This is a genomic window from Arthrobacter sp. JZ12, from assembly GCF_035189165.1.
GTDB lineage: Bacteria > Actinomycetota > Actinomycetes > Actinomycetales > Micrococcaceae > Arthrobacter_D.
This window is the reverse complement of the sequence record NZ_CP045246.1, coordinates 1,800,382-1,823,182: the sequence shown is the minus strand read 5'-3', so window position 1 is coordinate 1,823,182 and position 22,801 is coordinate 1,800,382. Positions and strand designations below refer to the sequence as shown.

The window sequence follows — 22,801 nt, the reverse complement described above, 5'->3', positions numbered from 1 at the left end:
CGCAGATACCCGCACCGATCGTGGGCAGGTCGATGCTGGAGGCCTAGCGCACAGCAAAAGAGTCCGGGCGGTCCTTCCCGTGAAGGGAAGGACCACCCGGACTCCAGGTGCGAGCTGGGGCTACTCGCCGTCCCAGAAGGCTGGGGCGGCCTTCATGGGATCGTTCAGGTCCACCTCTCCGGGCTTCAGACCGACACTGAACTGGGTCATCATGTCGTGGTCCTCATGCGGGAGGTTGTGGCAGTGGATCATGTACTTGCCGCGGTGCGGGCCGAACTTCATCAGCAGCCGAACCGTCTCGCCCTCACCTACGTACACCACGTCCTTGGGACCCATCTCGTAGGAGAACGGCGGGCGACCGTTACGGCTCAGGATCTGGAAGTCCACTAGGTGAATGTGGATCGGGTGGAACCATCCGCCGGAGCTGTTCTCGAACTCCCAGATCTCGGTGTCGCCCAGACCTGGATCGGCGCAAACGCGTCGGTACCCGCTGGCGATGATGTCGGCCCAGGAGTCGTTCCCGATCACCCATACGTCATTTTCGCGCTTGACCCGGAACTTGCGGACGCGGGTCTCTCTGGTGGCCTGCAGGTCCATGACCTCGTGGCCAACCAGCGTTTCTGGAATCGTGTTCCAGGTGTGATCCGCGGTATTCACAGGCTCGTCCGTCACATCGAATGCCATGATGCGGTCTGTGAAGTCGTAGTCGACGTTGTTCTTGTTGGACAGGTTGCGCAATTCCACCCGCTGTCCAGGCTGGTAGAGCGAGAAGTCAATGAGGACCTCGTAGCGCTCGGCGCCAGCGTGACGCCAGGAATCGACCGCCTGTGTCTTTGGCATCAGGCCGCCGTCGGTCGCAACCACGTGGACAGCCTCGCCCGTGCTCAGGGTCGGCCGGAACGAACGGGAGATCGAGGCGTTCAGAATGCGGAACCGGTAGACGCGGCGCTTGACCTTCATCACCGGCCACGGCTTGCCGTTCACCAGGATCACATCACCCCAGAGGCCGGAGTGCGAGTTGTCGTCATAGGCCAGGCTTCCATCAGCTGCGAACATGACATCCGAGAGGGTCAACGGAACATCGAACTCGTTCTGTGGCAGCAGCTCCCGTTCGGCGGGATCATGCATGCAGAACTGCGCCGAGAGGCCGGAGTAGGCGTTCTCTGCGGTGTGGTGCACGTTGTGGTCGTGGTACCAGAGCGTGCGCGCAGACTGGAAGTTGGGGTACTCGTAGTTCTTCGCGAAGCCCGGAGGCGTCACATCGCTGGCGTACCCGTCGAACTGCGGGAGGGAGGCAGACCCGTGCAGGTGCGTGGACGTTGAGAGCGTATGCCCGTGCAGTGGGTGGGTCTGCGGCAGCTGGTTGCGGATCTTCAAGACCGCCCGCGTACCCTGCAGCAGGTCGATAGTGGGTCCGGGGAAGATGCCGTTGTAACCCAGGATCGGCGTGGTCAGGCGTGGAAGGATCTTTGCTGTGCCGGCCTTCTGCGTGACGCTGTAGTAATGCACCTTGGCGCCGTCAGGCGCGCGGCCAACCGCGTAGGGTTCAAGGATCGGCGGCACCGTCAAGGGCGAGCGGTAGGGGATGGGCATATCGCTGTCTGCCAGCTTGCTCGCAGACTTGGCGCTGATAGAGCTGAATGGAGCTGCTAGCGCTCCTGCGCCGATTACCCCGAGTCCCCCCATTGTGAGGACCTGTCGTCGCGAAACGGACATCGGTCTTCCTTTCCCTTGGCTGTAGGAAAAGAATCGCCTGCCGTACTTGGAGAAAACCTAGGACTCTTCCTGGGCGAGCCCAGCCGCACAGTCAACGCCGCCTTTGCGCAGCCACTAATCTTGGAGGGCAACCGACCACACCTTTGAAACGGAACATTGATGCGCGTTCATATCGCAACCGACCACGCCGGCATGGAGCTGAGTGCACACCTCGTGGCACACCTCAGCGGGAAGGGCTTCGAGATGATCGATCACGGCCCTACCGTCTACGACGCCGAGGACGACTACCCCTCCTTCTGCATCAACGCTGCCCTCGCGGTGGTTGACGACCAGTTGTCCGGCGTCGAAGCGCTGGGCATCGTTCTTGGTGGTTCCGGTAATGGGGAGCAGATCGCGGCAAACAAGGTGAAGGGGATACGCGCTGCGCTGGCCTGGAGCCTCGATACTGCGCGATTGGCCCGCCAGCACAATGACGCCAACGTGGTTGCCCTCGGCGGGCGCCAGCACTCCCTCGAGGAGGCGACGGCGATCGTGGAGGCCTTCCTGGCCGAACCGTTCAGCGGAGCTGAGCGGCACGTGCGCCGGATCGGCAAGATCGCCGCCTACGAGGCAACGGGAGAGGTCATCGCGTAGTGCCTGAGGGTCACTCAATCCACCGCCTGGCGCGCCAGTTTAATTCGGCGTTCGTCGGCGAGCGGCTGCGCGTCAGCAGTCCCCAGGGCCGGTTCCAGGCAGGGGCCGACCGCCTTGACGGCTCGGTGCTTGTCGCCGCGCGGGCGCATGGAAAACAGCTTTTCCTTGAGTTCGACAACGAGCTAGTGATGCGCGTGCACCTGGGCCTCTACGGGGCCTGGACCTTCGGCGGCGACGAGACTTTTCGTGGGGCATCGAGCATCGGTGCCCCTCGGCGGATAGGGGAGCAGGAAACCGCATCCGACGACGACGGCGCCTCCTACGTGGGACCGCCGCCGCCCGTAGGGGCGGTTCGCGTTCGATTCGTGTCCGAACATGGCTGGGCAGATTTGCGCGGCCCCACGGCCTGTGAAGTTCTTACGGCGGCTGATGAGCAGGCGGTACTGTCGAAATTGGGCCCCGACCCGCTGGATCCGGAGACTGATCCGGGTGAATTCGTCACGCGTATACAGCGGACACGGTCCGCTGTCGGGCTCTCGCTCATGAATCAGGCGGTGATTGCCGGCGTCGGCAATGTCTACCGCGCCGAGGCGCTGTTCCGGCGTCGGATTCATCCATGGGTGCCGGGAGTCTCACTGCCCGATGCGGAGGCAATAGCGCTGTGGGAGGACTTGGTGCTGCTGATGAATGAGGGCGTGGAGGCCGGCAGAATCATCACGACGACACCGGACCATCGTTCCCACACGGACCGCTCACGCACGGACGCAGCCGCAATTCCCGTCGAGGACGCTCACTATGTGTACAAGCGGACGGGGCAGCCGTGCCGAATCTGCAGCACCCCGATAGCGATGACGGAGATGGGGGCCCGTAAGCTGTACTGGTGCCCCAACTGCCAGGCTGCATAAGAAGGAAGGATCCCGACGGGGAGATCACTAAAAGAACAGAATTGGAGGGGATGACGGGAATCGAACCCGCGTAATCAGTTTGGAAGACTGAGGCTCTACCATTGAGCTACATCCCCGGACCAGCAGTGAGGTGGTTGTTGCGGCTGGGGGCCGCACGCTTCCGGCGTGGCTGGAACGCATATAACTACACCATATGGCGGGCCGATTCTCAAAATGTGCAACGGTGGGCTTTCTTTCGTAGACTTGCCTCTGCACTAACCGGGGTGTAGCTCAGCTTGGAAGAGCGCCTGCTTTGGGAGCAGGAAGTCGCAGGTTCAAATCCTGTCACCCCGACTCTGTATTAACGGTGCAGATGATCCTTCGCGGATTTGTATCCCCGGTGCAGAACCGATCCCTAATCAATCAGGAGTACTAGGCTGTGAAGAGCGCTGTCGAAAACCTCACTCCCACGCGAGTGAAGCTCAACGTGGAGGTCCCTTTCGAGGAACTCAAGCCGAACATCGATGCTGCCTACAAGACCATCGCCAACCAGGTGCAGGTTCCGGGTTTCCGCAAGGGCAAGGTCCCGAACAAGCTGATCGACCAGCGCGTGGGACGCGGCTACGTCATCGAGACCGCCATCAACGAGGGACTCAACGGCTTCTACCAGACGGCTGTCCAGGAGACCAAGATCCGTCCGCTGAGCCGGCCCGAGGTTGAGATCACCGAGGTTCCCGATCCCTCTGCACAGGACGGCCAGCTCCTCTTCACCGCTGAGCTCGACATCCGTCCCGAAATTGAACTTCCGGAGTACTCGGGCCTGGAGGTCACCGTTGAGGCCGCCAAGGCTTCCGACGACGACGTCGTCAAGGCACTTGACGAGCTTCGCGGCCGCTTCGGCACGCTCAAGGAAGTAGACCGTCCGGCTACCGACGGCGACTTCCTCACGCTTGACCTGACGGCGAAGATCGACGGCGAGGAAGTCGATTCTGCCGCCGACATCTCCTACCAGATCGGCTCCAAGACCATGCTCGAGGGCATGGACGAGGCCGTTACCGGGCTCAGCGCCGGCGAATCCTCCACCTTCGAGACCAAGCTCGCCGGTGGAGAGCACTCCGGCAAGGATGCCGAGGTTACCGTTTCGGTCAAGGCTGTCAAGGAGCGCGAGCTGCCGGACGCAAATGATGACTTCGCACAGCTGGCAAGCGAGTTCGACACCATCGATGAACTGCGTGCCGACCTCGCCAAGCGCGCCGCCGAGGACAAGCTCGTTGAGCAGGGTGTCGAAGCCCGGGACAAGGTCCTCGAGAAGCTCTTGGAGCTGGTTGAGGTGCCGGTGCCTGAGTCCGTGGTCGAGGAGCAGCTGGAGCAGCACTTCAACTCCGAGAGCAGCCACTCCGCCGGGCCGGACCACGACACCGAGGAGCACCGCGCGGAGGTTCGCGAGAACACCCAGCAGGCGTTCCGCAACGAGATCGTCCTTGATGCTGTAGCGGAGAAGGAAGAGATCGGCGTCAGCCAGAGCGAGCTCATCGACTACATCGTTTCCTCGGCCAGCCAGTACGGCATGGATCCGAACCAGTTCGCCCAGATGCTGGACCAGAGCGGCCAGGTCGCCATGATCGTCGGTGAAGTCCGCCGTCGCAAGGCCCTTGCAAAGGTCCTGGAGCTGGCGGTCGTAACCGATACCAACGGTGAGTCTGTCGACCTGTCCGACTTCGTCCGTCCGGCAGGCGAAGCAGCCGGTGCTGAGACCGTTCCGGCCGAGGACGAGGCTCCCGAGGCAGTGGAGGATGCCGCTGAGAGCGCAGCTTCCGCCGAGGACGCTGACGCCGCCAAGGCCTGATCACCGGGCCGCTCAAGCCTGACATACCGACTGATGCCGCCAGCGTTTGTGCTGGCGGCATCGTCCGTTAAGCGCCTGGTGCCGGGACCGCGATTGCGCCCCGGCCAGGCGTGCCAGTGGGGGATGCGCCGTCAGCGAACAGCTCGGGGCGCGGGAGCAAAACGCTCCCCGGACGGGTTAGTGTCCAGTGAGAGAAAAACCTGAGTGAGAGGTCAATCAGCAATGGCAATCGAACCAAGAACCCCGACCATGGCGACTGTTGATCCTGCCAGCCGCGACGACTACATCTACAACCGGCTCCTGAAGGAGCGGATCATCTGGCTGGGATCCGAAGTCAGGGATGAAAACGCCAACGCGATCTGTTCGCAGCTGCTCCTGCTGTCTGCCGAGGATCCGGAGAAGGACATTTTCCTTTACATCAACTCTCCGGGTGGTTCAGTGACCGCCGGCATGGCCATCTACGACACGATGCAGTTCATTCCGAACGACGTTGTCACGGTTGCTACGGGCCTGGCGGCTTCCATGGGTCAGTTCCTGCTCTCCTCGGGCACCAAGGGCAAGCGCTACGCGACACCGCACGCGCGTATCCTCATGCACCAGCCGTCCGGAGGCATCGGCGGTACGGCCTCCGACATCAAGATCCAGGCTGAGCTGATTCTCCATATGAAGCGCGTTATGGCGGAATTGACTGCGGAGCAGACCGGCCAGACCGTTGAGACCATCCTCAAGGACAACGACCGCGACAAGTGGTTCACCGCCCAGGAAGCCCTCGAATACGGGTTCTTCGACCACATCTCGGCACACGCTGGCTCCGTGTCCGGCGGCGGCGGAACCAGCCGCGACTAGTCCAGGATCCAGCTCACCCAGACTTGCCCAGGAGGCACAATGAACCACAATTTCTCTGCCGCAGCAGGCGGCCGGGCTCCCCAGCTGCCCACCAGCCGCTACGTCCTGCCCCAGTTCGAAGAGCGCACGCCGTATGGCTTCAAGCGCCAGGACCCCTACACGAAGCTGTTCGAGGACCGCATCATCTTCCTCGGCGTGCAGGTGGACGACGCGTCCGCGGACGATGTGATGGCGCAGTTGCTCGTTCTTGAGTCCACCGACCCGGAACGCGACATCACGCTCTACATCAACTCCCCGGGCGGATCCTTCACGGCAATGACTGCCATCTACGACACGATGCAGTTCATCCGTCCCGAGATCCAGACGGTCTGCCTCGGACAGGCCGCGAGTGCTGCTGCCGTGCTGCTCGCGGCCGGCGCGCCGGGCAAGCGGCTGGCGCTTCCGAACGCACGGGTCCTCATCCACCAGCCTGCCTTGGGCGGCGGACAGGGTGGACAGGCATCCGACCTGGAGATCCAGGCCAACGAAGTGATGCGCATGCGGACCTGGCTGGAGGACACGCTCGCCCTTCACAGCGGGAAGACTTCCGAGCAGATCAACAGCGACATTGAGCGCGACAAGATTCTTACCGCCGAGGACGCGAAAGCCTACGGACTGGTTGACGAAGTCCTTACCTCGCGGAAGATCACTCCGCCGAAGATCAACAAGCCGTAACCGCTACCGTCACGCCCGTGGACTCCAGCAATAAAGGAGGGCCACGGGCGTCGGTTTGCTGATTCATGGCACCAAGTGGCCTAGAGTGGAATCTAGTCGACGCATGGAGACCGTCCCATCACAACACTGTTGGTAGCGGCCGAAGACTCAAAGCAATACTGAGGACCACGTTAGGGGACTGACACATGGCTCGCATTGGTGAGAGCACCGATCTTCTCAAGTGCTCTTTCTGTGGCAAAAGCCAAAAGCAGGTTCGGAAGCTCATAGCAGGGCCCGGCGTATACATCTGTGACGAGTGCATTGAGCTCTGCAACGAAATCATCGAAGAAGAGCTCTCCGAAGTTGCAGACCTGGGCACCTTCGAGTTGCCGAAGCCGCGCGAGATCTTCGACTTTCTCCAGGAATACGTCATCGGCCAGGAGCCCGCAAAGCGCTCCCTTGCGGTCGCGGTGTATAACCACTACAAGCGCATCCAGTCCGGGCATACCCCGCGCGCTTCCGCAAACCTTTCCAATGCAACCCCCACTGAAGATGTGGAGATTGCAAAGTCGAACATCCTGCTGATCGGCCCCACCGGCTGCGGCAAGACCTACCTTGCCCAGACCTTGGCCCGCAGGCTAAACGTGCCGTTCGCGGTAGCCGACGCCACAGCGCTGACCGAGGCGGGATATGTCGGCGAAGATGTCGAGAACATCCTACTCAAGCTCATTCAGGCAGCCGATTACGACGTCAAGAAGGCCGAGCAGGGCATTATCTACATTGACGAGATCGACAAGATCTCGCGTAAGAGCGAAAATCCCTCCATCACGCGCGATGTTTCAGGTGAGGGCGTGCAGCAGGCTCTCCTGAAGATCCTTGAGGGAACTGTCGCCTCCGTACCACCGCAGGGTGGACGCAAGCACCCTCATCAGGAATTCATCCAGATCGACACCACTAACGTTCTGTTCATCGTGGCGGGAGCCTTCGCCGGCCTGGAGGAGATCATTGGCTCCCGTGCCGGGCGCAAGGGCATTGGTTTCGGTGCCCCGCTGAGTTCGCTGAAGAATGAGGAAGCAAGCTATGGCGACGTCATGCCCGAAGACCTGCTGAAGTTCGGGCTCATTCCGGAATTCATCGGCCGTCTTCCCGTCATCACCACGGTCACGCACCTGGACCGGCCGGCGCTGATCCAGATCCTGACTGAACCGAAGAACGCCCTCATCAAGCAGTATCAGAAGATGTTTGCACTGGACGGCGTCGAACTTGTCTTCGAACCGGAGGCGCTGGAGGCGATCGCTGATCAGGCTCTTGAAAGGGGCACCGGCGCGCGTGGCCTGCGGGCAATCATGGAGGAAGTACTGCTTCCGGTGATGTTCGATCTGCCGAGCCGTGAGGACATCGCCACGGTCGTCATCACATCGGCAGTAGTGGGTAAGACCGCAGAGCCCACCCTAATCTCGCACGATGTAGTCGCGAAGCGCCGGAACAAGTCCGCATAACCGTCGGAACACATCTGCATAACCAAGGAGTACCTTCATGACAGCTGCCGCCACCAGCACACGGAAGGCCGACTTCTGGTTCGACCCGGTGTGCCCGTTTGCCTGGATTACCTCTCGGTGGATGGGCGAAGTGGAGAAGGTCCGGGACGTCCAGGTGGACTGGCACGTGATGAGCCTGTCGGTGCTCAACGAGGGCCGTGACCTTCCCGAGGACTACCGCCGTGGCATGGACGAAGCCTGGGCCCCTGTCCGGGTGATCATCGCGGCCTCCGAGCTCCACGGCCCAGAGCACATCAAGAAACTCTACGACGCCATGGGCACGCGCATCCATAACGGAGGGAACAAGGACTACGCGGTGGTCATCCGCGAAGCACTCGAGGAGGTCGGGCTTCCTGCCTCGCTGGCCGATTTCGCCAACAGCAACGAGTACGACGACGCGCTGCGGGCATCGCACCAGTCCGGCATCGAAAGGGTCGGCGACGAGGTCGGCACGCCCGTTGTCGCTTTCAACGGAACGGCCTTCTTCGGCCCGGTCCTGACCAGGATCCCGCGCGGAGAAGAAGCAGGACGCATTTTCGATGGCGCCCTGATGATGGCTGAGTTTCCCGAATTCTATGAACTGAAGCGATCCAGGACCTCCAGCCCGTCGTTCGATTAGCGGCTGCCACCCGGCAGGGGCAAAGATTGCCGAGCAAAATGAGTGAGCCCTCCAGCGTCCAGGACGCCGGAGGGCTCACTCGTTCTGTGACTCCAGTCAGGAGGCGCTGTTCGCCTCTTCCGCAGGTGCCAGGTGAACGTCGCTGACGCTCAGTTCACCCTCGTGCACCCTAAGCTCCAGGCTCTTCGCATTGCCCGCAGCCCCAAGGTCGGAGCGGGCGGCGTCAAGCTGCCGCACCTGGTCCTCCGAGCCGCTGATGACGGCCGAGAGCACTTCGGTGCGCTGCTTTACCTTTGCCTCGGACTTTGCCTTGCGCAGCCCTCCGAGGGCAGCCCCAACCGTGGCGAGCATTCCGGTGTCCGCATCGAGCGCGGATGCGGAGAGCGCTCCTGCCTGGGGCCAGGAAGCCCGGTGCACAGATCCGCTGCGCCACCAGCTCCAAACTTCCTCGGTCGCAAACGGCAGGATGGGAGCGAACAGGCGTAGAAGCCTGTCCAGGGTGGTGGCCAGCGCGGCCAGGACGGAAGCCTTCTCGACCTCTCCAACGCTTCCGTACGCGCGGTCCTTGATCAGCTCTACATAGTCGTCAGTGAACGACCAGAAGAACGTCTCCGTGAGCTGGAGTGCACGCGCATAGTCGTACTTGTCAAAAGCTGCACCGGCCTGTTGTACCACCTCATCGAGAGAGGCCAAAAGGGATCGGTCTAACGGGTTGGTCACCGCAGCGGCGTCGTCCGAGACAATGTCCGCCTCCGTTGCGCCGAGGCCGAGCACGAACTTCGAGGCGTTGAGCAGCTTGATTGCCAGCCTGCGCCCGATCTTCATCTGGGCAACCTCATAGGCGGTGTCCGCACCGAGCTTCGCCGACGCAGCCCAGTAGCGGACGGCGTCGGCCCCGAACTGGTCCAGCGCGTCGGTGGGCACCACCACGTTGCCCTTCGACTTGGACATCTTCTTCCGATCCGGATCCAGGATCCAGCCCGAGATTGCGGCGTGCTTCCAGGGAGCGGAGTCCAGTAGGGAATCTGCGCGGACCACCGACGAGAACAGCCACGTGCGGATGATGTCGTGCCCCTGCGGTCGCAGGTCGAACGGGTAGACCTTCGCGAAGAGGTCCTCGTCGCGCGACCAGCCACCGATAATCTGAGGAGTCAGCGAGGACGTCGCCCAGGTGTCGAGGATGTCAGGGTCACCGGTGAAGCCGCCCGGCGTATCGCGCTGGTCCTGGCTGTAGCCGGGTGCAGGCTCTGCGACCGGATCCACCGGCAGCATCTCATCCGAGGGAAGGATGGGGTTGGCGTAATCAGGGGTCCCGGCCTCGTCGAGTGCGTACCACACGGGGATCGGTACGCCGAAGAAGCGTTGGCGGGAAATCAGCCAGTCACCGTTGAGGCCCTCAATCCAGTTCTCGTACCGGCTGCGCATGAACGAAGGATGGAAATCGATCTCGCGGCCACGGGAGATCAGACGCTCGCGGCGCTCAGCATCCCGACCGCCATTGCGGATGTACCACTGGCGGCTGGTGACGACCTCGAGGGGCTTGTCACCCTTTTCATAGAAGTTGACCGGGTGGGTGATCTTCTTCGGCTCGCCGTCGAGCAGGCCCGCTTCCGCAAGCAGCTCCGCCACGGCCTCCTTCGCGGAGAAGACCGTCTTGCCGGCGATGCGCTCGTAGTTTTCCCGGCCCTCCGCCGTCGTAATCCATTCAGGCGCCTCGGCCAGGATTCGGCCGTCGCGGCCCACAATGGCGCGCGTGGGCAGGTCCAGCTCGCGCCACCAGGTGACGTCGGTGAGGTCACCGAAGGTGCAGACCATCGCGATGCCCGCGCCCTTGTCCGGCTTGGCGAGCGGGTGCGCCTTAACCTCGACCTCGACACCGAACAGGGGAGAGGTCACGGTGGTGCCGAACAACGGCTGGTAGCGCTCGTCGTCGGGGTGTGCCACGAGCGCCACACAGGCGGCAAGGAGTTCGGGCCGGGTGGTCTCGATATGGATCTGCGTGCCGTCGGCGGCCTGGAACGGATACCGGTAGTAGGCGCCGGGCATTTCCCGGTCCTCGAGCTCGGCCTGCGCCACGGCGGTCCGGAAGGTGACATCCCAGAGGGTGGGCGCCTCGGCGAGGTAGGCATCGCCCTGCTTGAAGTTCTCCAGGAACGCACGCTGGGAAACAGCGCGGGAGGTGGAATCGACGGTCCGGTAGGTGAGGTTCCAGTCGACCGAAAGGCCGAGGGAGGCAAACAGGTTCTCGAAGACCTTTTCGTCCTCGACAGCCAGCTCCTCGCAGAGCTCAATGAAGTTCCGGCGCGACACGACGTCGAAGTCGCGCTGGTTCTTCGCAGGCTGGGCCGGAGGACGGTAGTCGGCGTTGTATGGCACTGAGGGATCGCAGCGCACTCCGTAGTAGTTCTGCACACGTCGCTCGGTGGGCAGGCCGTTGTCGTCCCAGCCCATCGGGTAGAAGACGTTCTTGCCCTTCATACGCTGATAGCGGGCGAGGACGTCGGTCTGCGTGTAGGAGAAGACGTGGCCAACGTGCAGGGAGCCCGACGCGGTGGGCGGCGGCGTGTCGATGGAATAGACCTCGTCACGCGTGGTTTCCGGGTTGAAGGCGTAGGTTCCTTCGGAGCGCCAGCGCTGGTCCAGCGCGGCTTCAAGACCCTCAAGAGCGGGCTTGTCCGGAACGTTGGTGGGGGCGGATGCGGGCGTGTCTGTACCCTCGTTGATGTTTGCCATGGATCAATTGTCTCAGAGCGGACTCCGGGGCCGGTTCATCTCATGATTCCCGTCCCAGCGGCGGATTCGGCCGCGATAGAGCCTGATGCCCGACGCCGGGGTGGTGGGCTAGGTTGGATGTCATGGTTGAGCGACAGGTCAGGTCAGCAGTAGTCACCGGTGCAAGTACCGGAATCGGTGAGGCGACCGTGCGCAGGCTCGCCCAGGAAGGGTGGAAGGTCTGGGCCGTTGCCCGCCGCGGTGAACGGCTCGAGCAGTTGGCCGGTGACACCGGCGCAATTCCCGTGGCGCTGGATATCACCGACGACGGCGGCGTGGCCCGCATGGTGGAGCAGGTTGCCGCTGCCGGCGGAATCGACACCCTGATCAACATCGCGGGCGGTGCCCGCGGTACTGACTGGGTCGCGGACGCCCGAACCGATGACTGGGAGTGGATGTACAACGTCAACGTTCTCGGCACCATGAAACTCACGCGCGCCTTCCTGCCGATGCTGCGGGAACACGGCGAAGGCACGGTGCTCAACCTGACGTCGACGGCGGCGCTCGTCTCCTATGAGGGAGGCGCCGGCTATAACGCGGCCAAGGCAGCGCAGCGCGCCATGACGCGGGCGCTGAGGCTTGAGGAGGTGGAGAACAACCTCCGGGTCATTGAGGTGCTTCCTGGCATGGTCTACACCGAGGAGTTCTCCCTGAACCGGCTTGGCAGCGAGGAAGCGGCAGAGAAGGTCTATGCCGGCGTTGAAAAGCCGCTTACGGCTGAGGATATTGCCGACATCGTGGCCTATGCGGTCTCTGTGCCCCACCACGTGAACCTCGATGAGATCGTGGTGCGGCCGGTGGCGCAGGCCGCCGCCCACAAGGTTGTCCGCAAGGGCTGAGCCGTTCTCGCGGGGACAGGGTTCGATGGTTCGCCCTATCCTGAGCTGCCCGTTAGAATTGCCAGTACCAGCATCGACCCGGCCATCACCGGTGAGCTTCCGGAAGAACCCCCGAGCCTTCGGGCCAGTAGAACCGGACGGGTAAGCCCGTCACAGCAGTCATGAAGCGGCCTTTCCAGCCTGCCCGAAGTCGGGGCGGGACGGTGGGGCAAGCGAGGTGGTACCGCGGATGCGTTTACGGGCTAGGGCCTTGAACGGATTCGTCCTTGCAGACAAGCCACCCCTGCCCGTAACTCCATCCGCCAGCTTCAGGACGCATTCCATGTCACAGACTTATCCCAAGGCTTCCGCCGCTGATCCCGAGGTTTCCGGATCAGCTTCTCCACGGTTCCCGGATCTCGAGCAGCGCGTGCTCAGCTACTGGGAATCGGACGGCACCTTCCAGGCCTCCATCGACCAGCGTGACGCGGGGGAGAACGGGTCCAACGAATTCGTCTTCTACGATGGTCCGCCTTTCGCCAACGGCCTGCCGCACTACGGTCACCTGCTGACCGGGTACGCCAAGGACCTGGTGGGCCGCTACCAGAGCCAGCGCGGCCGCCGGGTGGAACGCCGCTTCGGCTGGGACACGCATGGGCTCCCCGCTGAGCTTGAGGCCATGAAGCAGCTCGGGATGAGCGACAAGAAGCAGATCGAAGCCATGGGCATCGACAAGTTCAACGAGGCCTGCCGCGCCTCGGTCATGAAGTACGCGGGGGAGTGGCGCGACTACGTGACCCGCCAGGCACGCTGGGTGGACTTCGAAAACGACTACAAGACCCTCAACGTCGAGTACATGGAGTCGGTGCTGTGGGCTTTCAAGACCCTGCACGCCAAGGGCCTCACCTACAACGGCTACCGGGTGCTTCCGTACTGCTGGAAAGACGAGACGCCGCTCTCCAACCACGAGCTCCGCATGGATGACGACGTCTACCAGGACCGCCAGGACCAGACCGTCACGGTGACGTTCCCTATCCTCGCCGCGGACTCCGAGCTGTCGAAGGAATTGGCCGGCGTGGAAGCCCTGGCCTGGACCACCACTCCGTGGACACTGCCCACCAACGCGGCGCTGGCAGTCGGGCCCGAAATCCACTATGTCGTGGTCCCGGGTGCCGGGGATTTCAGTGGCCGCCGCTTCCTCCTCGCCGAGGAACTGCTCAGCGGCTACGCGAAGGACCTGGGCTATGCCTCCGCGGACGAAGCCCGCGCAGCGGTCACCGGGACGCACCGCGGCCATGAGCTGGGCGGCCTCGAATACGAACCGCTGTGGGACTACCTGGTCGACCCGGAGCGCGGGGGCTACCGCAACGCCTTCCGCTTCCTGGTAGCCGACTACGTTACGACGACGGACGGTACCGGTATCGTCCACCAGTCACCCGCGTACGGTGAAGAGGACCAGAAGATCTGTGAGGAAGCCGGAATTCAGGTGATCCTTTCGGTCGACGAGGGCGCACGCTTCCTGCCGCTCTTCGGCGAGGGCCCCCTCGCCGACATCGTGGGCCTGCAGGTCTTCGAGGCCAACAAGACCATCACACGCGTCCTGCGCGACGCCGGCCGGCTGGTACGCCAGTCCAGTTACGTGCACAGCTACCCCCACTGCTGGCGTTGCCGCAATCCGCTGATCTACCGCGCGGTGTCCTCCTGGTTCGTCGAGGTGACCAAGATCAAGGACCGCATGGTCGAGCTCAACCAACAGATCAACTGGATCCCGGACAACGTCAAGGACGGTCAGTTCGGCAAGTGGCTGGAGAACGCCCGCGACTGGTCGATCAGCCGCAACCGCTACTGGGGAAGCCCGATCCCGGTCTGGGTGTCGGATGACCCCACCTACCCGCGCACCGACGTGTACGGCTCGCTGCAGGAGATCGAACGCGACTTCGGCCGGCTGCCCCGTAACGGTGAGGGTGAAATCGACCTGCACCGCCCCTTCATCGATGAACTGACCCGCCCCAACCCGGACGACCCAAGGACACCGGCTGAGGGGCAGTCCACCATGCGCAGGGTGCCGGACGTGCTGGACGTCTGGTTCGATTCCGGCTCCATGCCGTATGCGCAGGTGCACTACCCGATGCAGAACGAGGACTGGTTCGAGTCCCACAACCCGGCCGACTTCATCGTCGAGTACATCGGCCAGACCCGCGGCTGGTTCTACACCCTGCACATCCTCGCCACCGCCTTGTTCGACCGTCCCACGTTCAAGAACGTCATCAGCCACGGCATCGTACTGGGTTCTGACGGGCAGAAGATGTCCAAGAGCCTGCAGAACTACCCGGATGTCTCCGAAGTGCTCGACCGCGACGGTGCCGATGCCATGAGGTGGTTCCTCATGGCGTCACCGATCCTTCGGGGCGGCAACCTGATCGTCACCGAGCAGGGGATCCGTGACGGCGTGCGCCAGGTGATCCTGCCACTATGGAACGTCTGGCACTTCTTCCGCCTCTACACCAACGCCGCCGCCGGTGGGGCCGGTTATGAGGCGAAGATGGTCAGCCCCGAGGACGCGCAGAACCTGCAGGACCCCCTGGACCGCTACATCCTCGCCTACACCGCAAACCTGGTGGAGGACATGACCGCATCCCTGGATGCGTTCAACATCAGCGACGCCTGCGAAGCGCTGCGCCGCTACCTGGACACCCTCACAAACTGGTATGTGCGTCGCGGCCGCCAGCGTTTCTTCGACGAGGACACCGACGCCTTCGACGTGCTGTTCACCTGCCTTGAGGCGGTGTGCCGCGTGGCTGCGCCGCTCCTGCCGCTGGTGACCGAAGAGATCTGGCGGGGGCTGACGGGAGGCCGTTCGGTTCACCTGACCGATTGGGTGGAGCCGTCGTCGTTCGCTTCCGCACCCGAGCTGGTGGAGCGCATGGAGCGCACGCGGCAAATCTGCTCCACCGGATCCAGCCTCCGCAAGGCCGCCAACCTTCGTGTCCGGCTGCCGCTTGCGGATCTGACTGTCGTTGCGCCGAACGCAGGGGACCTTGAGGGCCAGTACCAGGCCATCATCGCCGACGAGCTGAACATCAAGGCTGTCCGCCTGATCGACTCCGCAGACGCCTCGCCCGAGGAGTTCGGCATCACGCAGCGACTGGCGGTCAACGCCCGGGCAGCCGGCCCGCGTCTCGGCAAGAACGTCCAGACCGCCATCAAGGCCGCCAAGGCGGGGGACTGGTTTGTCGACGATGCCGGTGCGGTCACCGCGGGCGGGCTCGCCCTTGAACCGAATGAGTACACCCTGGAGACAGTGGTCCAGAGCGACAGCGACGGCGACGCCGGTGCTACCGCTGCGGCGGTCCTTCCCGGTGGCGGCTTCCTGGTGCTCAACACGGAAGTGACCCCGGAACTAGCCTCGGAGGGTACGGCTCGCGACGTGATCCGCTCCATACAGCAGGCCCGCCGCGATGCGGACTTCCACATTAGCGACCGCGTGGTGACCACGGTTCAAGCCGGTGCTGAAACACTGGCGGCGCTGGAAGCCCATTCCGAGCTGGTCAAGCGCGAGACTCTGACCGCTGAGTTGGAACTTGTCGCGGCTGCGGCGGTAGAGACGGACGGAGTCGTGGTGAAGGTGGCGCGTCAGGCATGAGTTCGGAACACATTGACCAGTTCTCGGTGGAGAGCGTCTACGCGGAGCTCCTGAGCCGTGCTCCGGAGAACAAGATGGAGCCTCGCATGGCGCCCTTGTTCCGGGCGATGGAGATCCTTGGTGAGCCCAACCGGGCGGTACCGATCATCCACATCACCGGAACCAACGGGAAAACCTCCACCGCGCGTATGATCGAGGGGCTGCTCCGCGCGCACGACCTGCGCACCGGACGGTACACGAGTCCGCACCTGTCGAAGGTGACGGAGCGCATCAGCATCGACGGCGAGCCGGTGGCCGACGAGACCTTCGTCCGGATTTGGGACGAAATCCGCCCCTACCTGCAGATTGTCGATGCTGAGCTGGATGCCGCGGGCGAGCCGCGGCTGACCTACTTCGAATGCGTGACCATCCTGGCCTTCGCGATCTTTGCTGATGAGCCGGTGGACGTCGCGGTCATCGAGGTGGGGCTCGGCGGGATCACCGACGCGACCAACGTCGGTGACGGCGTCGTATCCGTTGTTACCCCCATCTCGCTCGACCACACCGAGCTGTTGGGCGACACGCCTGGCGAGATCGCGGTCGAGAAGGCCGGGATCATAAAGCCGGGCGGGTTCCTCGTGAGCGCGGCCCAACCCGCGGACGCGGCCCAGGTTCTCCTGGACAAGGCGAGGGAAGCAGGCGTGGAGTTCCGCTTCGAGGGCGTCGAGTTCGGAGTGGAGGACCGCAAAATTGCCGTCGGCGGCCAGCAGATCACCGTGGCCGGCATTGCCGGGCGCTACGAGGATCTCCTCCTGCCTCTGCACGGGGAGCATCAGGCGCAGAACGCTGCAGTCGCCATCGCAGCAGTGGAGGCGTTCATCGGCGGGGGAACCCGGGAGCTGGATGCCGACGTCGTTCGCGACGGCCTGCGGGTCGTTACCTCGCCCGGACGGCTGGAACTGGTGCGCACCGCTCCCAGCATCCTGGTCGACGCAGCCCATAACGCCGCCGGCGCACGCGCCTCGGCGAAGGCGATCAGCGAAGCTTTCGAATTCAGCCGGCTGGTCCTCGTGATCGGAGTACTGCAGGACAAGGACGCAGAAGCGATCCTCGCCGAACTGCACGAGGAGCTTGGAGGCGTGCTCGAGGATGTCTGCCTTACACAATCCAACTCGCCGCGTGCCATCCCTGCCGAGGATCTGCGGCAGGCGGCACTGGCGGCAGGCTTCGCCGACGACCGCATCCATGTCGCCGAACGGTTGGACGACGCCCTCGAGTGGGCTGTCATCACTGCCGAGGAGAGCGGAGACCTCGGTGGCGGAGTGCTCGTGACCGGATCCATCACGGTGGTGGGCGAAGCCCGCACCCTACTGGGGAAGTAGGAGATACGCATGGTTCGTCAGACCAGGGCGCAGCGCGAATGGCGCCCCGGCATGCCGAAGAAGCGCCGGTCGATCCGCGTCATGTTCGCGTCGACAGTGCTCCTGCTGGAAGCCTTCGTCGTGCTGTTTGCGACGCTCGTTGTGTTCGGTCTGCGCGGTGATTCCATACCGGTCGGCCTGATTCTCGGCTTCGGGCTGGCACTGAGCGCGCTGCTGGTCGCCGCCTGCGCAGTGCTCACGAAGCCCTTCGGAATCTCGCTCGGCTGGGTGCTGCAGGTGCTCATCATTGCAACAGGCTTCGCAGAGCCGATGATGTTCCTCGTCGGCGCACTCTTCGCCTTCGCATGGCTGTACGCCGTGCGGACGGGAGCGCGCTTGGACCGGGAGAACGTCGAGCGTGACCGCGCACAGGCCGAGTGGGAACGCGCAAATCCCGCTCCGGACAACGGCGGACAGCAATCCCTTTAGTAGAGTCGTCGGTGGAGAGGACCGGTCATCCGGTCGCACAAAACCCTATCGGAGGAATGAAGAATGAGTGCTGAGCGCACCCTGGTACTGGTCAAGCCCGACGGCGTTTCGCGCGGGCTCAGCGGCGCGATTGTTGCTCGGATCGAGGCGAAGGGCTACACGCTCGCCGACCTGAAGCTCGTCAATGCAACCCGCGGCATGCTTGAGGAGCACTACGCCGAGCACGTCGGCAAGCCTTTCTACGAGCCGCTGGTCGAATTCATGTTGAGCGGCCCGGTCGTCGCCGCGATCTTCGAGGGCGAGCGGGTCATCGAGGGCTTCCGCTCGCTGGCCGGAACAACCGATCCGACGACGGCGGCACCGGGCACCATCCGCGGTGACTTCGGCCGCGACTGGGGACTGAAGGTACAGCAGAACCTTGTGCACGGATCCGACTCCCCGGAATCGGCCGAAAAGGAAATCGCTATCTGGTTCAACTGATCCCCACGGGTGGAACTCACCGCCCGGCCCGAATTCCTATCAACGGCGCAGGTGACTGCGCCGTTGATAGCGTGGGGAGCATGACTGAATATCGCAGACTTGGTACATCCGGCCTGAGCGTCTCCGTGGTCGGCCTGGGGTGCAACAACCTTGGCCGGCCAGGGACCGCGTCCGAATCGCAGCGCGGCGCAACCGCCGTGGTGGGGGCGGCCCTGGAGACGGGCATCACGCTCTTCGACGTGGCAGACTCCTACGGCCGGGTTCCCGGCGTGAGCGAGGAACTGCTCGGGCGGGCACTGGGACGCAACCGCGACGACGTCATACTCGCCACCAAATTCGGTCTCGACCTTCGGGGCGCCAACGGTGCGGATTGGGGTGCGCGGGGGTCCCGCCGGTACATCGTCAAGGCGGTAGAAGCCTCCCTGAAACGGCTCAACACCGAATGGATCGACCTCTACCAATACCATTCGCCGGACCCTGCCACGCCGATCGAAGAAACACTCTCCGCGCTCGACTCCCTCGTACAGAGCGGAAAGGTCCGCTACATCGGCCACTCGAACTTCGCCGGCTGGCAGGTTGCCCAAGCCGAGTTCGTCGCCAGGCAGCTTGGTTCCACCCGGTTCATCTCAGCCCAGAACCACTACAACCTGCTTGAACGCGGCATTGAGCGTGAAGTGGTTCGGGCAGCCGACGCCTACGGCTTGGGCGTTCTTCCTTACTTCCCGCTCGCCAACGGACTGCTGACGGGCAAGTACAGCTCCGGGAAGGCGCCGGCCGGGAGCAGGCTCACCCATTCCCGCACCCACCTGCTCGACCAGGCAAACTGGGAACAGCTGGCCGACTTCAGCGCCTATGCCCGCGCACGCTCCCTGACCGAACTGCAGGCCGCCTTTTCATGGCTTGCGAGCCGCCCCACCGTAGCGAGCGTCATCGCGGGAGCCACGAGGCCCGAGCAAGTGAGGCAGAACGCGGAAGCCGTGTGCTGGGTGCCTACGCAGGCTGATCTCGAGGAGCTCGACCACATCTTTCCGGGGCCTGCATAGACAGCTCCTGCATAGACAGGGAAAGAGATGGTGGAGCTGATCCCGCCCGGAATTCCCCCGCTAGTGGAACGTGCTCCCGAGCACCCGCTCCGACGCACCAACCCGGTCCAGGTACGGGGTGATTCCTCCGAGATGCATCGGCCAACCGGCCCCGAGGATCATGCACAGGTCGATGTCCTCAGGCGCGGATACCACGCCCTCCTCAAGCATCCTGCCGATTTCGTCGGCGAGGGCGTCCTGCGTGCGCTGCAGCACCTGCTCCGACGTCGACGGCGACGACCCGAAGGTCAGGAGCGCGAGCGTAGCTTCAGGAACGGTGTCGTTTCCGGCCTCGTCCTGCTCCCACAGCCCCTTCTTCCCTGCCTCAACGAGGACCTGTTGGTTCTTCGAGACGTAGAACCTGCCGCCGAAGGCTGCCTGCAGCGACTCCTGTACGTGCTGTCCAACGGGGAGGCCCACCAGTTCAAGGAGCTTGAACGGTGTCATGGGCAGGCCCATGGGTTTCAGAGCGGAGTCGGCGGTGGCAGCGTCCGTGCCCTCATCGAAGGCGGCGGTGATCTCGCCGAACATCCGGCCCAGTATGCGGTTGACGACGAAGGCCGGTGCATCGCGTACCAGCACGGCATTCTTCTTCAGCTCCTTTCCGACGGCGAAAGCGGTAGCCAGCACCTCATCGGCGGTGGACGGGGCCTTCACAATCTCCAGAAGCGGCATGGCCGCTACCGGATTGAAGAAGTGGAACCCGACGACCCGTTCGGGGTGGCGCAAACCCTCCGCCATGGCAGCCACGGACAACGACGATGTATTGGTGGCCAGGACGCATTCGGGCGCAACGACCTCCTCGACCTCCGCGAAGACCTGCCTCTTGATCTCGAGTTCCTCGAAGACCGCTTCAATGACGAAATCAGCATCTGCGAACGCGGCCTTTGAGACCGATCCCGTGACCAGGGCCCTGATGCGGTTCGCCTGGTCCGGCGACAGCCGCTTCTTCGCGGCAAGCTTGTCAACCTCTCCCCGTACCCAGGCTACGCCCTTGTCTACACGGTCCTGGTCGAGGTCGGTCAGAACCACCGGCACTCCAAGCCTGCGGGCAAACAGCAGGGCAAGCTGGCTGGCCATAAGTCCTGCTCCCACGACCCCGACCTTCGTGACAGGCCGGGCGAGGCTGCGGTCAGGTGCGCCTGCCGGCCGCTTGGCCCGCTTCTGCACAAGCTCAAGGAAGGCGTACACCGTGGCGTGGAACTCCGGAGACTGCATCAGCTCCGTAAGCACCTCACACTCGGCTGCAGCAGAGTCTTCGCGGCTACGCGTGCGCGATGCTTCGAACAGGTCGAGCACCTTGCCGGGAGCGGGTGCGGCGTTTGAGGTCCTGGCTTCGACGAAGGTGCGCCCGGCCACAGCGGCAGCCTCCCACTCGCCGTCGTCGTACCGGGCAAGGGCGGCGCGCCTGGCCCGTACGTCGGAGGAGTCAGCCAAGATGCCCGCTGCCCAGGCGACGGATTGCTCCAGGAAGTCCGCCGGCTCAAAGAGCGCGTCCGCGATCCCAAGCTCGAAGGCCTTGCGCCCATCCAGCGTCCTGTTGTTGCTCAGGGGATTCTCAATCATCACAGTGATTGCTGCAGCTGGACCGGTCAGCCGGGGGAGCCGCCATACGCCACCCCAGCCGGGGACCAGTCCGATGAAGGCTTCCGGCAGCCCTATGCTGCCGGCTCCCGAGGACACCGTCCGATAATCCGCCGCGAGGGCGATTTCCAACCCTCCGCCGAGGGCAACGCCGTTAATGAAGGCGAAGCTCGGTACGCCAAGAGTGCCGAGGAGGCCGTAGGCCTCATGACCCAGTTCGGCCATCAGCCGCCCGTGGTGCCGCTCCTTCAGCGACTTCACCGTGGACAGGTCGGCGCCGGCGGCAAGGAAACAGGGTTTGCCCGTCAGGGCAACCGCGGACAGCTCTCCGGCGTCCGCACGGTCCCTCAGGCCCTCAAGTGTGCGACCGAACTCGATGAGGGTGTTTGGTCCAAGAGTGGTGGGCCTGTTGGAGTCCAGGCCATTGTCGAGCGTGATGAGGGCCAACGTCCCGCCACCATCCGGGAGCTGAACATCCTCCACGAAAGAATGGGTCACCACCTCGTCCGGTACCAGCGCCGCAAGCTCCTCATACCGTTCAAAACTCATGCCCCATCCTCCGTTGATTTCGCTGCGCTCTTCCCCGAATAGTCTGCATGGTGCGGGTTCTCCCAGATCACCGTGCCGCCCATTCCGAGGCCGACGCACATTGTTGTCATGCCGTAGCGGACCTGCCGGTCCTCCTCGAACTGCCTCGCGAGCTGGGTCATCAGGCGTACCCCGAGGATGCCAACGGATGCCCGACCGCGATGGCTCCTCCGTACCTGTTCACCCGCGTATCGTCGTCGGCAATGCCGAAGTGATCAAGAAACGCCAGGACCTGTACCGCAAACGCCTCATTGATCTCGATCAGGCCGATGTCGTCGATGGTGAGCCCGGCCAGGCGCAGCGCCTTCTCGGTGGAGGGAACCGGTCCCACCCCCATCACCTCCGGGTCGACTCCGGCGAAGGCGAATGAAACCAGGCGCATCCTGACCGGAAGGCCCAGCTCCGCGGCAGTTTGTTCTGAGGCCAGCAGCGCCGCAGTGGCGCCGTCGTTCAATCCCGCGGAATTCCCGGCAGTCACCCTGCCGTGGGGTCGGAACGGCGGGCGCAGCGCCGCCAGGTCCTGGACTGTGGTGCCCGGACGCGGGGGCTCGTCCTGCAGGTGCAGCGTCCAGCCGGAGCCGGGCTTCCTGCCGGCAACCGGAACCAGATCCGGCTGGATCTGGTTCCGCTCGTAGGCGGCGGCGAGCTTCGCCTGGCTTGCCGCGGCATAGGCATCGGCCCGCTCGCGAGTGATCGCGGGAAACCTGTCATGGAGATTCTCGGCCGTGTTCCCCATGGAAAGAGCGGCGGGATCAACCAGCCGCTCGGATAGGAATCGCGGGTTCGGATCCACGCCTGAGCCCATTGGATGGTGGCTCATGTGCTCCACGCCACCAGCCACGACAACATCGTAGGCACCCATGGCGATCCCGGCGGCAGTGGTGGTCACAGCCGTCATTGCGCCGGCACACATGCGGTCGACGGCGAAGCCGGGCACCGTGCGCGGAAGACCCGCAAGCAGGGCAGCGCTTCGTCCGATGGTCAAGCCCTGGTCGCCGGTCTGGGTGGTGGCGGCAATCGCGACGTCGTCAATGCGCTCGGGCGGCAACGACGGAACACGTCGCAGAAGCTCGCGGATGCACTTCACCACGAGGTCATCGGCACGGGTCTGGGCGTGAATGCCCGCATCGCCCGCCTTTCCGAAGGGCGTGCGGACACCGTCCACGAAGACGACATCCCGAATCTGCTGACCGGCGGTTGCAGCTGGTGTGGGCACAATCACTCCTCGTT

General features: G+C 63.8%; 16 protein-coding genes, 2 tRNA genes and 1 pseudogene. 14 read left to right on the top strand and 5 right to left on the bottom strand.

Going from position 1 to position 22,801, the window contains the following annotated elements; all coding sequences use genetic code 11:
* Window positions 1–120 precede the first annotated feature (120 nt).
* Complete coding sequence (locus tag GC088_RS08435) at window positions 121–1,716, bottom strand: multicopper oxidase family protein (protein ID WP_323958570.1); 1,596 nt, start codon at window positions 1,714–1,716, stop codon at window positions 121–123.
* A gap of 159 nt (window positions 1,717–1,875) precedes the next feature.
* On the opposite strand from GC088_RS08435, the gene GC088_RS08430 reads away from it, so the two are divergent.
* Together GC088_RS08430 and GC088_RS08425 are read left to right on the top strand one after the other, a co-directional pair.
* Window positions 1,876–2,349 carry a ribose-5-phosphate isomerase gene (locus GC088_RS08430; RefSeq protein WP_323958569.1) on the top strand — a complete coding sequence of 158 codons (474 nt, stop codon included), beginning with the start codon at window positions 1,876–1,878 and terminating at the stop codon, window positions 2,347–2,349.
* A complete protein-coding gene (locus GC088_RS08425) occupies window positions 2,349–3,254 on the top strand; it encodes an Fpg/Nei family DNA glycosylase (protein WP_323958568.1) in 906 nt (301 codons plus the stop codon). Before GC088_RS08430 ends, GC088_RS08425 begins: the two co-directional genes overlap by 1 nt.
* Before the next feature lie 42 nt (window positions 3,255–3,296).
* On the opposite strand, the gene GC088_RS08420 is transcribed toward GC088_RS08425, so the two are convergent.
* Window positions 3,297–3,370, bottom strand: a tRNA-Gly gene (locus tag GC088_RS08420).
* Window positions 3,371–3,513: 143 nt separating this feature from the next.
* Here GC088_RS08420 and GC088_RS08415 point away from each other — a divergent pair.
* The 6 genes from GC088_RS08415 to GC088_RS08390 all read left to right on the top strand — a co-directional run bounded on the left by GC088_RS08415 (window position 3,514) and on the right by GC088_RS08390 (window position 8,775).
* Window positions 3,514–3,587: transfer RNA gene (locus tag GC088_RS08415), tRNA-Pro, on the top strand.
* A gap of 85 nt (window positions 3,588–3,672) precedes the next feature.
* A complete protein-coding gene (gene tig / locus GC088_RS08410) occupies window positions 3,673–5,079 on the top strand; it encodes a trigger factor (RefSeq protein WP_323958567.1) in 1,407 nt (468 codons plus the stop codon).
* Between the two features lie 249 nt (window positions 5,080–5,328).
* A complete protein-coding gene (locus GC088_RS08405; RefSeq protein WP_323958566.1) occupies window positions 5,329–5,925 on the top strand; it encodes an ATP-dependent Clp protease proteolytic subunit in 597 nt (198 codons plus the stop codon).
* A gap of 39 nt (window positions 5,926–5,964) precedes the next feature.
* Window positions 5,965–6,639: an ATP-dependent Clp protease proteolytic subunit gene (locus tag GC088_RS08400; protein WP_323958565.1), complete on the top strand. Its 675-nt coding sequence runs from the start codon at window positions 5,965–5,967 to the stop codon at window positions 6,637–6,639.
* A 185-nt stretch (window positions 6,640–6,824) separates the two neighbouring features.
* On the top strand, window positions 6,825–8,117 hold the full coding sequence (gene clpX / locus GC088_RS08395) for an ATP-dependent Clp protease ATP-binding subunit ClpX (RefSeq protein WP_323958564.1): 1,293 nt from the start codon (window positions 6,825–6,827) through the stop codon (window positions 8,115–8,117).
* 37 nt (window positions 8,118–8,154) lie between these two features.
* On the top strand, window positions 8,155–8,775 hold the full coding sequence (locus GC088_RS08390; protein WP_323958563.1) for a mycothiol-dependent nitroreductase Rv2466c family protein: 621 nt from the start codon (window positions 8,155–8,157) through the stop codon (window positions 8,773–8,775).
* Window positions 8,776–8,871: 96 nt separating this feature from the next.
* On the opposite strand, the gene valS is transcribed toward GC088_RS08390, so the two are convergent.
* Window positions 8,872–11,508 (bottom strand): valine--tRNA ligase, encoded by a 2,637-nt coding sequence (gene valS, locus GC088_RS08385; RefSeq protein ID WP_323958561.1) that lies wholly within the window; start codon window positions 11,506–11,508, stop codon window positions 8,872–8,874.
* Between the two features lie 122 nt (window positions 11,509–11,630).
* Between valS and GC088_RS08380 the strand changes: the two genes are divergently transcribed.
* The 6 genes from GC088_RS08380 to GC088_RS08355 all read left to right on the top strand — a co-directional run bounded on the left by GC088_RS08380 (window position 11,631) and on the right by GC088_RS08355 (window position 19,360).
* The gene (locus GC088_RS08380) at window positions 11,631–12,386 is read left to right on the top strand and encodes an SDR family oxidoreductase (protein WP_323958560.1); all 756 of its coding nucleotides are present in this window, start codon (window positions 11,631–11,633) and stop codon (window positions 12,384–12,386) included.
* Between the two features lie 322 nt (window positions 12,387–12,708).
* Window positions 12,709–16,008, top strand: a complete 3,300-nt coding sequence (ileS, locus tag GC088_RS08375; protein WP_323958559.1) for an isoleucine--tRNA ligase — start codon at window positions 12,709–12,711, stop codon at window positions 16,006–16,008.
* Entirely contained in the window at window positions 16,005–17,369 is a 1,365-nt protein-coding gene (locus GC088_RS08370) for a bifunctional folylpolyglutamate synthase/dihydrofolate synthase (RefSeq protein ID WP_323958558.1), read from the top strand. The genes ileS and GC088_RS08370 overlap by 4 nt, the downstream gene beginning before the upstream one ends.
* 9 nt (window positions 17,370–17,378) lie before the next feature.
* Window positions 17,379–17,837, top strand: a complete 459-nt coding sequence (locus GC088_RS08365) for a DUF4233 domain-containing protein (protein WP_323958557.1) — start codon at window positions 17,379–17,381, stop codon at window positions 17,835–17,837.
* A 63-nt stretch (window positions 17,838–17,900) separates the two neighbouring features.
* Window positions 17,901–18,317, top strand: a complete 417-nt coding sequence (gene ndk, locus GC088_RS08360) for a nucleoside-diphosphate kinase (RefSeq protein WP_323958556.1) — start codon at window positions 17,901–17,903, stop codon at window positions 18,315–18,317.
* An 80-nt stretch (window positions 18,318–18,397) separates the two neighbouring features.
* Complete coding sequence (locus tag GC088_RS08355; RefSeq protein WP_323958555.1) at window positions 18,398–19,360, top strand: aldo/keto reductase; 963 nt, start codon at window positions 18,398–18,400, stop codon at window positions 19,358–19,360.
* 60 nt (window positions 19,361–19,420) lie between these two features.
* Here GC088_RS08355 and GC088_RS08350 read toward each other — a convergent pair whose 3' ends face one another.
* Together GC088_RS08350 and GC088_RS08345 are read right to left on the bottom strand one after the other, a co-directional pair.
* Window positions 19,421–21,532, bottom strand: coding sequence for a 3-hydroxyacyl-CoA dehydrogenase NAD-binding domain-containing protein (locus tag GC088_RS08350; RefSeq protein WP_323958554.1), 2,112 nt, complete (start codon window positions 21,530–21,532; stop codon window positions 19,421–19,423).
* A pseudogene (locus tag GC088_RS08345) lies at window positions 21,529–22,790 on the bottom strand (thiolase family protein). Before GC088_RS08345 ends, GC088_RS08350 begins: the two are co-directional and overlap by 4 nt.
* Window positions 22,791–22,801 lie beyond the last annotated feature (11 nt).